Consider the following 10,958-nt stretch of genomic DNA (forward strand, 5'->3'; position numbering starts at 1 on the left):
TTTTTAGCAGCCTTACTGCCCAATACCAGTCCGACTAAAGTCAGAAAGGATCCGACGAGTAAAGTTCTGTGCTTTAATTTTCAAGAAGAACCCAAGCATAAAGGTAACGATAAACATCCCTATCAATACGATGGCATCAATAAAGACCGTCTGCATGTTGGGGCCACCGACAGCTTCACGAAAACCGCCAACGCTATAAGCGAAAGGCGCGAAACGGTACGCGATCCGGTAAAATGCCGGGTCAAGCTGGACGGGATACAGCGCCCCGGAGCCAGCCAGTTGCAAGGCCACCAGGAAGATGACCACCGCCTTCCCAAGGTTGCCGAAGGTCGCGGCTAAACCGTAGACGATGGCCGTGAACAGCAGCGAGGACAGCACCCCGAAAAGCAGCATGATAAAGACGCTTTCCACCTGTATGCGCAGGAAAATAATCGAACTAAAGATAATGACCATCGTTTGAATTAACGACAGCGTGCCATAAGTCAGCATCTTGCCGCAAAATTCTTCGTGAACAGACATATTGTGGAACCGTCGCTGTTCGCGAGGAATCGTGGTATGCAGGATCATGACCAGCATGGTGCAGCCAATCCAGATTGATAACGTAATATACGTTGGCAGGAAGGCTGAACCAAAGGTGCCGACCCGATAAATACTTTCATTCTTAACGTTGAACAGCGATACCAGCGTATTCCCCATGGTCTTAGGATTATTCTGCAGTACCGTAATCACGCTGACAATGTCGTTATCACTGGTCAGTTTCAGCTGATTGGCAATGTTTTGAATGTCATCTTGATAGGTGGTCAGCTTACTTTCCAGGTTAGAACTGGACTGCGCAATTAACTGATTACCCTGAATGGCATTATTCAGATAATCCTCATTGATTCCCTTAGCCTGCTTCAGCTCGCTTAAAATCGACTGAGATTTAGAAACAGCCGAGATCAAGTTGCCGCTAATACCGTCTAAATGAGTCTTAACGGAACGGTTGTATTGTCCCAGTGCTGAATTCATGCCAGCTGTGATGCGGTTGGCGTTATTCACCGCACTGTTAAGTTCACTGGAGGTTAATCGGCCCTGACTAGCCAGTGTCGACTTCAATGACCGCAACTGCGACTTCTCAGCGTTCAGCAGTGACACCACGTTACCTAAAGTATCGTTTAACCCGCTGATTGCCGCTAAGTGAGACTGCCCATTAATACTCTTCAAAAACGACTGTAATGGTGTGATCTGCCCCTTAAGCAGGTTGACCTGTGAGATACTGCGATTCAGCATATCGTTCACGGCGCTCCTGTTAGTGGAACTGGCCGAGCGGTTCAACTGCTTAACAATACTGTTCAAGCGATTGGCGCTGGCCGTTGCACTTTGCAGGTTAGTATCCAAACTATTAAAGGCTTTATTCACCGACCCCTGAACGCTGTGCAAAGACGACATGGTGGCCGAATTACTCTGCTGAAGCACATCGACATTCTGCGATGCTGACATAACGGGTTTTAGTCCCGTTAGAATAGCCTGCATGTTAGTCGATGTGTGATTAATTTCACCCAGCGCCCCCGTGGCGAGATCCATGGAGTCACTGAGAGCGATAATCCAGTCCTTAAGTTCCAGTATCTGACCCTGCTGGCTCTTAGCCTTGTCGCCCAGCACGTTGAGCTTAGAAAACAGCGTGACGTTGACGGTCTGCAAAAATTGGGTTTGAACCTTGTTGACCAATGTTTTGGCAGCCGTTTCGGTAATCTTGCCACCCATTGGCGCGTCCCGGCTATTAGCTTTGTATACTAACTTCGCCCGGTGCGGATTATTACCCGCGATACTCGTTAACGATTTAGAAAAATTACGGGGAATAATAATTTCCGCGTAGTAGCTGCCCTCTTTAAGCCGTGAATCTGCCTGTTTGGCCGAGGTAAACTGCCAATCCAGCTGACGATTTTTCTTCAGGGTCTGCACCACGGTGTCGCCAACGTTGAGTTTTTGCCCCGCCATATTGGCGCCAGTATCATTATTAACCACGGCTACGGGAATATTTCTAATTTCAGAAATGTCGTACGGGTTCCAAACAGCCCGAACGTTGATCAACGTGTAAAGGCTGGGCATGAAGCACAGTGCCAGAATCGTCACCATCACTAGTGGCGAGGAAATCATGGCCTTCAAATCACGTTGATAAATTGCTTTGATGTTTTCCATTTAAACCATCCTTCTGTTCATTACGCTTCGGCCAAATGGATCAACTTGGCATACTGTTAAACATTCTAGGGGACAAACTAGCGGATTTCAAGCACTGGTAGAACAATACTGAACACCGCTACAGTTTTGAGAAACAATACATTCTACCGTAAATTGTACTAAAATATAACCGAATAAGCGATAAGCAAACGACCGAAATTTCGCTCTTTTCACCTTTTCAGACCGTTGTTACATGCAGATTACAGGAATTTCGTAAAATTGATGTTATACTATTTTCAAATTAAACGTTTACTGCTGACTTTCAGACTATTCGTTTTAAACGGTCACTGACCGATATTAATTTAAATAAGGAGTTACCTATAATGAAGAAACCATTTTTGATCATCGCATTATTCGCAGGCTTATTCACCGCCTTTAGCGTCACCACCCCCGCTTCTGCTAAAACTAAGAGTGCTAAGGTGCTGTCATCACGGACCCTGTCTAAGAAACCTTACCATGCAGTGAGCGGCTATTTATACACCAGTACGAGTTTAACTAAAAAGGCTCATAACGCTGACAACTACCCGTTCACCGTTTTCTACACCTACAAATCCGACACGGTACGCAAAGCAAACGGTAATAAAGCCGTCTACTACTACGTTAGAAACGGTAATGGCAAGGTAAAAGGCTGGATCTGGCGCGGTCATTTAGTCCGGGTTGTCGATACTCAAAAACAGTTAAGCCAGCTAAATGAACTGGTTAACCTGATTGATTCAACCACTACTAAAACACACAATCAGATCGTCGCATTATTAAAGAACGTCAACAACAACACTTCCCTATCGACACTCATTAATAATTTGACTGATCTGCAGAATAGCCTAACCAATAATTCCGATATTGCCAAGCTGGGTCAGATCATTTCACTGATTCGCAGCGATGTTTCTACTGGTATTAATAACTTATACAACACCGCCCAAATCCTTCACAACGTTAATACCAATTTAACGTCACTAATTAACGGTCTGCTTAATCAAATCAGTACTAAGTAACTTCAAAGGAGACTCTGATGTACCCTGTTAAAGGGATTGGCATCAGAGTCTCCTTATGTGCTTGCTGGATTTAAGCTAAGCGATATAATAAAGTGACACGACATAACTAATGTCTCGTTTCAATTTCTGCACTTATCAAACCATTTACCGGAGGACAACATGCGCAACGTTTTCAACCTGATAAAAAAAGACTTCCATAACATCTTCCATACCCGGTCAATTTGGGTGACGCTACTGGCGTTCGCGCTCATTCCGATGCTGTATGCGGTCCTGAACATTCAGGTGTCGTGGAACCCGTACTCGCCGAAGAATACCAGCCGGCTGCAAATCGCCGTGGTCAATAATGATGAAGGTGCCTCGCTGAAGAGCCAGCCGTTTAACGTTGGTAAGCAAATCATCAACAAGCTGCACAAAAACCATCAGATACACTGGGTTTTCACCAATGACTGGTCGGCCAATAATGGTCTGGAAAACGGGAAGTACTACGCCATGATCGAAATTCCTGATGATTTCTCATCGAAGCTGACCACTTTTGTGACTTCGGATCCGCAAAAACCAACGATCGTTTATAAACAAAACGAAAAATTGAACCCGGCAGCCACCAAAATCATTGGTCAGGCACAAAACAACCTTACGGATACTATCCGTCAAAACTTCATCAAAACGGCCAGCAAAACTGCCCTTCAAGCTGCGAATAGCGCTGGGGCAACCATTGCTACCAAGAAACCGGAAATTCTGCAGGTTCGCTCGTCGCTAATGGACGCCATCAGCACGATCAACAAAACTGAGAAGACCTTAAACGGTGTCAATCAATCGAATCAGAAGACTAGAGCCGCACTGCAGACCATGAAGTCTAACCTGCCGAAGATCTCATCACAAATCGATGACCTGCAGTCGGTGGTCAATAACACTAAAGCATTGAATAACGCTACCCAGCAGCTGAATCAGTCCCTACAATCTAATTTGGGCAGTGGCATCAACAGCCTGCAAACTCAAGGTACGCGCCTGCAAAATAGTTTCAACGGCTTACCTTCTGGTCATCTCTCGTCTACCACGTTGCGAGGTACCGCTAATTCAGCAAATTCGCTGCTAAACGGTATCAATGATACTCTGAGCGATACGTTACGGATGCTGGATATTATCAACAACTTTGTCCCTAATAACCGGACTAACGCGTTAATTAGTTCCGTTTCCAAGGCTAAACAGAGCGTCAACCGTCAGAAGTCACTGGTCGGTCAGCTCCGCGGCGCTCACACCACTTCGAAACAGCAGTCGCTGATCAAGGAACTGCAAGCGGCTTCCAATACGCTAAATACTGCATTGGATACGGCTTACACCAATTTCAACGCCACCACGAGTCCAGCGCTAAACAGTTTGAATAATACGTTAAATGATAACTTGAACGGCAACAGCCAAGTGGTTCAATCCATGCGGTCGGTGATTCCCGAACTGCGAGCAATGGCGGATGCCGGATCCATTACCGCTTCACAAACCAGCGATATCAACTCCCGTTTGGATAAAATCAAAGGCACGCTGCAGTCACTGGATAAACAGATGAGCTTCCTTAATAGTAAAAATTTGGACAAGCTAATTAAGCTGCTGGGTACGGATCCAAGTCTGTCCTCGATCCTATCATCACCGATCAAGCTGCAGACAAAGGAAATTTATCCAATGAAGAACTTCGGCTGGCAGGTCACGCCGTTCTACACGGTACTGGCACTGTGGGTTGGGATGCTGCTAATGTCCACCATTCTTGCCTGGGAATACATTTTACCGGAAAGCAAAAATGGGCTGCAGCGGCCGAACCATTTAGAATCCTACCTAGGCAAGCTGCCGCTTTATCTGGGAATGGGATTTGCTCAGGCAACCTTCGCTTGGTTAGGTGAAATTATTCTGGGAGTTAGACCAGTCCACTGGTTCTTGTTCTTACTGGCGTTTTACGCGATAAGTCTCACCTTCGCCATCATCATGTTCAACCTTGTCTTCATGCTGGGAAATGCCGGAAAGGTCATCATCGTCTTAATGATGCTGGTTCAGCTGTTCGGAACTGGCGGTATGTATCCCCTGCAAGTTGTACCAAAAGATTTGGCAGCACTGGCACCATTCATGCCGTTCACATATGCCATGCAGCTCTTCAGGGAAGTGATGACGATACCGGATTGGTCAGTCATCGGCCACGATATTTTGATCCTGTTCATCTTCATCTTGTTCTTCACGCTCATCATGCCGTTAAGGCGGGTATTTGAGAAGTTGGTTTATCGGATGGAAAGTGATATGGAGAAGTCAAGATTGTAGAGTGCGGAAGCAGGCGGTTAGGGACTGGAGTCTAAGGCGCAGGCGACGGAAATCCCGCTTTTGGATTTCTGTTGGCTGTGACTTAGATGCAAGTCCCTGCCTGCTGGAGCACGTTTCGGCAATGTAAAATTAGAGTGCGGAAGCAGGCGCTTAGAGAGCGGAGTGTAAGCTACTTTCGGTGGAAATCCCGAACTTGGATTTGTACCGGAAGTGGCTTACATGCAGCTCTCTGCCTGCTGGAGCACGTTTCGGCAATCAAACAACAAAGAAGCCCTCACAAACATCATCTCATCTGATGCTTGTGGGGGATTTTACTGTGCCTAGTTTTAAAAGGCAAACACTCAATTCGGACGTTAATTGAACTTAAGTCACATTTATATATCAGTCTTTATTAATACTGATTATTAACGGTCCTTAAGTTTCAGTAATAGCGGTTGAAATTGATCCATAAAAATATGAATATCCTCAATTTCATCAGCTGTTAACTGTAAACAAACTGGTTTAATATTCTCATTCCCAACAACTCGACATTTAACTTTCATATTAAAAATATCCCCCGTATATAGTGTATAAACGCATTATATACGGAGGATACTTTTCAATCAATATTATCGACTGTTAAACATTTCGCCTATTAAACACATAGTACCCAATCCACAAAAAGAGCGCGATATAAATCAAGTTACCCAGTAACATCTGCCAACCCTGCATGTTTAGCAACGGCTGATAATAACCCGGCCGCGCCAGCATACTTGGATACAAGGTCATCGTAACTGGATTCCATTTGGCCCAATCCCATTTTTGAATGAGGATTATTAACAGCTGGGTAACAATGTTAGAAGCAAAGTACCCGATAATACCGACGGATACCGCGGCTGCCGAGTTTCTAAACAGGTTTGCCAACAGAAACACGACACTTAACAGCAGCCAAAGGCTCACGAAGCTGGCTGCTGATATTGCCAGTCCCCTAGTAAAAATCGACATCCCGTCGCCGGCACCCTGATGAATGCTTAACGTATGGTGAAACAGCATTGCTTTCAGCAGTAACGCAACTCCGGTACTGATAATGTACCAATAAAGGGTGTAGAAGAATATCGCCAGCCATTTACTGACCAAAATCTGGCCCCGAGAGTAGCGCCGGTACAGCACTTGTTTCATCGTCCCGTACTGGAATTCCATGGTAATGATGGTTGCCGCGGCAGCGATCATATAGAAATTAATAATTGGCCGTGAAAAATACAACGACTCAAACATGTTCGCCGGAACGAAGGTTTGCGGATAAACGCGCGATAAAAAGGCGAACAGGATTTCAACACCAACTAAAAATCCCGTGCTGATCCAAGTACTGACTTTTCTCGTCAATTTGAATGTTTCTTGTCTTACTAAAGTCCACACTGTACGCGCCCCTCCTATTCTGCCTCTTCTTCGGCTAGTTTTTTCTTGATCCGATTTTGTTTCAAAACTTCCAGCAATGAACTTTCTAGATTTCCTTCGAGACGCTGAACATCTAAAATATCAACGCCGCCTTCCACCAGCAAACGGAGTACTTCCGCCATGGTGTTGTCGTCCTTTGCAATTACTTCCACCCGCGGATCAGGTGTGGTCTTAAACTTAGCCTTTTTCAGTAATTGCCGGGCTTTATTATCATCGCTAGTCATCAGCATAATCGTCTGCTTGCCTTGCGAAGCTAATAGCTGATGCATGGTGGTTTGCTGAACAATACTGCCTTCATCAATGATCAGCAGGTCCTGCGCCAGCCGCTGCAGCTCACTTAGAATATGCGACGAAATCAGAAAGGTCGTGCCTCGCTGAGATTCGGTAATAATCAGATCCCGCAGATCCTTAGTCGCCTGTGGATCCAAGCCGTTCATCGGTTCATCAAGAATGACTAAGTCTGGGAAGTTAACCAAAGCTAAGGCAATTCCCAGTTTTTGCTTCATCCCCAACGAATAGCCCTTAGCTTTTCGCTTAATATAGCTATCCATGTTTAACTGTGAAATGATTTTTTGAATGTGAATCAGTTGATGGTCACCATCCGCAAACAGCTGCAGATGATCCCAACCGGTTAAGAACGGGTAAATTCCGGGGTATTCAATCAGCGCACCAACCTTCGATAGTGATTCGTGCTTTTGAGGTGTCACCGTTTCTCCCGCAATCTTGATGCTGCCTGAATCGTAATTAAATAGACCGAGTATCGTTTTCATCAAGGTTGATTTCCCCGCACCGTTAGGACCAACAAGCCCCACGATATGTCCCTTTTTTAAATCAAACGAGACATCATGCAGCACGTGCTTGTTGCCAAAACTTTTATTTAAATTTTGCACGGATAAAATACTGCTCATTTTTGCCTCCATACTCATGAATAGTGGTTTACTGGTATTTAATCATAATTTAAGGGGTCGGGGCAAGTCCGCCACTTGCTTTAACCGTTAAAATAGCCTCATTTAAAGTTTACCGAATCATTCGTAATAATAGTATAAATAACTCAAATCGTAAGAAATTTCTAACTCTGAAAAGAAATTTTGAGCTGGCTGTTGTTTTTAAGTTCTATTTAAGTTCGTCCCAGTATATTAATCCTTGTATCACAGAACTGATCCCCCTGATCATTCTGTTTTCCCTAAACTCTGCTTTCTATATTGAAAGCATTCAGCTGTCAATTTCCCACAGTTAGTAGCTGAAATCTCATCTTTCAGGAAACATCCCCTGTGACCTGAAACAATCCTAAATTCTTCTTACTATTCTCCCAAATAGCAGAAGACAACAACAGCCGTTTCGTGCATTCTCTGCAGTAACGGAATTAACCCGCAGACTATAGACCTGCGGGTTTTTGTTTGGTTAAATTTTCTTGACGCAGGCTAAGCAGCATTCCGTTCCGTGAAACAGGCAACTCGTAGTGGGGTCGCTTCGGAACTATTTTTCGGAAGGACCCCGAAAAAGGATTTCCTACGTCTCCCGTAGTAGTAAGTGAGCCTAAAACGCTCACTAACTACTACTCGCACCACGATTTACCTGTTTCACTACACTGCATTTAACTTTGAGTTTATCTGCTACTAAACCGTGCGTTGCTGACGCAAATTCGGCTACCGTGAGATTCTTGAAAATAATGCAGGCAGCGGAGCCGGGTGGGCAAATCGTGGTGTCGATGTCACTTGACTACCGTTCTTTGGTAGTTTAGTGACATGGGAGATGGTGGAGATCCGCCCCAAGCGAAGCGCAGGTGCTAGCTTCACCACGACCCACTACGATTTGCCCACCCGGCGTAGCGAAATGACCCTTAATCTCTACAGTAATTAAAGGTATACTAAAACCACTAACCAAGTCTAAAGGAGTACCTCAAATGAAAATTCACACCGGATCTGAACCATGGAATCACGCCGCAGCACTGTACATCCGTATGAGCGTCTTTGTGTTGGAACGCACCATCGCCATTGAAGATGAGTTCGACGATAACGATGAGTCTGACCGTGTTTACGTCGTTGCCTATTCTGATGAAGGACAGCCAGTTGCGACTGGCCGATTCCAAACTATTGATAAAACCACCATGCGTCCAGGCCGAATTGCCACCCTGAAAGAATACCGAGGTCAGCATCTTGGCGCACAAATTATTGAAGCACTAGAAGCCTACGGTATCGCCCACGGATATACCCAATCAGTCATTCACAGCGAGATGACAGCTAAGGGCTTTTATGAACGTCAAGGATACCAAGTTTCCTCCAAACCATACGAAGAAGACGGTGTACCGGCGATTACGCTGAAGAAGACACTTAAATAAGCACAAAGAGGCAGTTTCCCAAATCACTTGAGAAACTGCCTTTTCGGATTTAACTTGATTTCTGTTCTGAATGCTTAAAGTAAACTGCTTCCGCTTCCTTCCGTAGTTCAACGGCCTCACTAAAAGTAGCTGTCGTTTTGTTCAGCACGTACTTACCATGAAACATCAGCCGGGCAACAAAACGATGGGACTGCTCGTCAAACGAAACACCAATGACCCCTGTTCGATTACGTTTGCCCTTGATCAGGCTGCAATAGCCGATGCCATCTTTGTTTTTTAATGACGTTCCTTGCGAATCAATAAATGCCTGGTTACACTTAGCAAATTTATGCGAAACTTCGCGTCGTAAGCAGCCGCAACTCTTGGTCGTCCCCTTCCGGAGCGAATAACTGTCCACTACAGTCCGATTGCCGCAGTCGCACCGGCACACCCATTGTGCATTGCCATTAGGTGCCGCTTCAGCAGCTCGTGCTTCCACAACTAGGCGACCAAATCTCTGATGTGTCAAATCAATTATTCTACTCATAATAATTAGTCCTTTCAGCATTGAACAGAGTGGTATCTTATTAATCGGTAAACATGGTCTCAATTAGGCGTAGATTCAGCTGGATCAGCAACTTTGCTTAACGCCTGAATATATTGTTCAAACACCTGCTGTTCCTTATTCCAAGGTGCTTGAGGCGCCTTATCAGTCATTTGTAAATGAGCAACAAGTACTTGCACATTTGACCAAACCGAGGCGTTTTGTTCCACGAGCATACAGAATGATTTATCAACTAAGTCTTGCTCTGGATCTCCGACTTGCTTGCGCAGGGTATAGTAGCGGACGCAGAGCTTGGCGAATTCATCAGCATACGGTTTGGGATCAATTTCCTTTAGCAGCTTCAAGAAGCGCCCCCACATCGTAATCTGTTCGGTCGTGGTGATCGAAGGAACCGGGGCCATAACCGCCGAGCGAACATCTCGACTCATAAACCGGGCATACGTAATCTCATTAGCTTCAATATCAGTGGCTGCCAAGCTATTGACTAGTCTGCTGTACATTTCGTCTGAATACTTTCCCTGAGCCTGCCACTGAATACCGTACTGACTTAGAAAACTGCGTTTAAACCAGCGACCGCGTGCCGTCATAAAGTCTCTGCCAACTTTGTATTGGGTGGTTCGCGTCTTAGTCATATCCTGTTCCAGTACTAAGCCCGTCAAGACGTCAGCATTTGGATTTTGATCAGCAGTAATACTAAAGGTTTGAAGAACACTGGTTTGATTTAACAAGCCATCTGGCCCCATGAACATGACGTAGTCGCCACTGGCGCTCTTCACACCATATTCAAAGGCCTCTTCCCAAGACAAAACCGTATCAGGATTTTCGTAGCGAATATCTAAGTTCTTAAGCAGCCGGTACTGATTCACGTCCCTCAACCGGTACTGCCCGTTATCTACTAAAATCACTTCAACATCGCGAAAGTCAATTCCCAGCTGATTATTGATCGATGATAACGGGATCATCAAATCTTCTTCACGCGCATCGTTGACCGTAACGATAATACTAATTCGTTTTGTCATCGTGTTATCCCCCTTAAAATTCCTGCTTCCCTATGTATGAGAAAGCGATTTTTGCATCGCTTTCCCGTTTAGAGAAAAGCTGCATGACCGTTATCCTTAAACGATCTGCAGCCTCTCTC

Annotated in this window: 9 protein-coding genes; 3 read left to right on the forward strand and 6 right to left on the reverse strand. The window is 45.2% G+C overall.

Annotated features, from left to right (window positions below):
• Positions 1-12: 12 nt before the first annotated feature.
• Positions 13-2,178 carry a YhgE/Pip domain-containing protein gene (locus JUE95_RS07565; protein ID WP_203650399.1) on the reverse strand — a complete coding sequence of 722 codons (2,166 nt, stop codon included), beginning with the start codon at positions 2,176-2,178 and terminating at the stop codon, positions 13-15.
• A 362-nt stretch (positions 2,179-2,540) separates the two neighbouring features.
• On the opposite strand from JUE95_RS07565, the gene JUE95_RS07570 reads away from it, so the two are divergent.
• Positions 2,541-3,209 carry a D-alanyl-D-alanine carboxypeptidase gene (locus tag JUE95_RS07570; protein ID WP_203650401.1) on the forward strand — a complete coding sequence of 223 codons (669 nt, stop codon included), beginning with the start codon at positions 2,541-2,543 and terminating at the stop codon, positions 3,207-3,209.
• A 159-nt stretch (positions 3,210-3,368) separates the two neighbouring features.
• Positions 3,369-5,504 (forward strand): YhgE/Pip domain-containing protein, encoded by a 2,136-nt coding sequence (locus tag JUE95_RS07575; protein ID WP_203650403.1) that lies wholly within the window; start codon positions 3,369-3,371, stop codon positions 5,502-5,504.
• Between the two features lie 404 nt (positions 5,505-5,908).
• Here JUE95_RS07575 and JUE95_RS07580 read toward each other — a convergent pair whose 3' ends face one another.
• From JUE95_RS07580 to JUE95_RS07590, 3 genes are all read right to left on the reverse strand, one after another.
• Entirely contained in the window at positions 5,909-6,046 is a 138-nt protein-coding gene (locus JUE95_RS07580) for a hypothetical protein (protein ID WP_203650405.1), read from the reverse strand.
• Positions 6,047-6,122: 76 nt separating this feature from the next.
• Positions 6,123-6,899 (reverse strand): DUF2705 family protein, encoded by a 777-nt coding sequence (locus tag JUE95_RS07585; RefSeq protein ID WP_203650406.1) that lies wholly within the window; start codon positions 6,897-6,899, stop codon positions 6,123-6,125.
• Positions 6,900-6,913: 14 nt separating this feature from the next.
• Entirely contained in the window at positions 6,914-7,846 is a 933-nt protein-coding gene (locus tag JUE95_RS07590; RefSeq protein ID WP_203650408.1) for an ABC transporter ATP-binding protein, read from the reverse strand.
• 995 nt (positions 7,847-8,841) lie between these two features.
• Here JUE95_RS07590 and JUE95_RS07595 point away from each other — a divergent pair.
• Complete coding sequence (locus tag JUE95_RS07595) at positions 8,842-9,276, forward strand: GNAT family N-acetyltransferase (RefSeq protein WP_203650410.1); 435 nt, start codon at positions 8,842-8,844, stop codon at positions 9,274-9,276.
• A gap of 49 nt (positions 9,277-9,325) precedes the next feature.
• Here JUE95_RS07595 and JUE95_RS07600 read toward each other — a convergent pair whose 3' ends face one another.
• Positions 9,326-9,802, reverse strand: a complete 477-nt coding sequence (locus tag JUE95_RS07600; protein WP_203650412.1) for an AP2 domain-containing protein — start codon at positions 9,800-9,802, stop codon at positions 9,326-9,328.
• 59 nt (positions 9,803-9,861) lie between these two features.
• Positions 9,862-10,839 carry a glycosyltransferase family A protein gene (locus JUE95_RS07605; RefSeq protein WP_203650414.1) on the reverse strand — a complete coding sequence of 326 codons (978 nt, stop codon included), beginning with the start codon at positions 10,837-10,839 and terminating at the stop codon, positions 9,862-9,864.
• Positions 10,840-10,958: the final 119 nt, after the last annotated feature.

The sequence above is a fragment of the Secundilactobacillus yichangensis genome (assembly GCF_016861565.1).
GTDB lineage: Bacteria > Bacillota > Bacilli > Lactobacillales > Lactobacillaceae > Secundilactobacillus > Secundilactobacillus yichangensis.

What these genes read in the sequence shown, in the direction of transcription:
- JUE95_RS07565 (WP_203650399.1), bottom strand. Translation starts at nt 2,178, where the DNA reads ATGGAAAACATCAAAGCAATTTATCAACGTGATTTGAAGGCCATGATT.
- JUE95_RS07570 (WP_203650401.1), top strand. Translation starts at nt 2,541, where the DNA reads ATGAAGAAACCATTTTTGATCATCGCATTATTCGCAGGCTTATTCACC.
- JUE95_RS07575 (WP_203650403.1), top strand. Translation starts at nt 3,369, where the DNA reads ATGCGCAACGTTTTCAACCTGATAAAAAAAGACTTCCATAACATCTTC.
- JUE95_RS07580 (WP_203650405.1), bottom strand. Translation starts at nt 6,046, where the DNA reads ATGAAAGTTAAATGTCGAGTTGTTGGGAATGAGAATATTAAACCAGTT.
- JUE95_RS07590 (WP_203650408.1), bottom strand. Translation starts at nt 7,846, where the DNA reads ATGAGCAGTATTTTATCCGTGCAAAATTTAAATAAAAGTTTTGGCAAC.
- JUE95_RS07595 (WP_203650410.1), top strand. Translation starts at nt 8,842, where the DNA reads ATGAAAATTCACACCGGATCTGAACCATGGAATCACGCCGCAGCACTG.
- JUE95_RS07600 (WP_203650412.1), bottom strand. Translation starts at nt 9,802, where the DNA reads ATGAGTAGAATAATTGATTTGACACATCAGAGATTTGGTCGCCTAGTT.
- JUE95_RS07605 (WP_203650414.1), bottom strand. Translation starts at nt 10,839, where the DNA reads ATGACAAAACGAATTAGTATTATCGTTACGGTCAACGATGCGCGTGAA.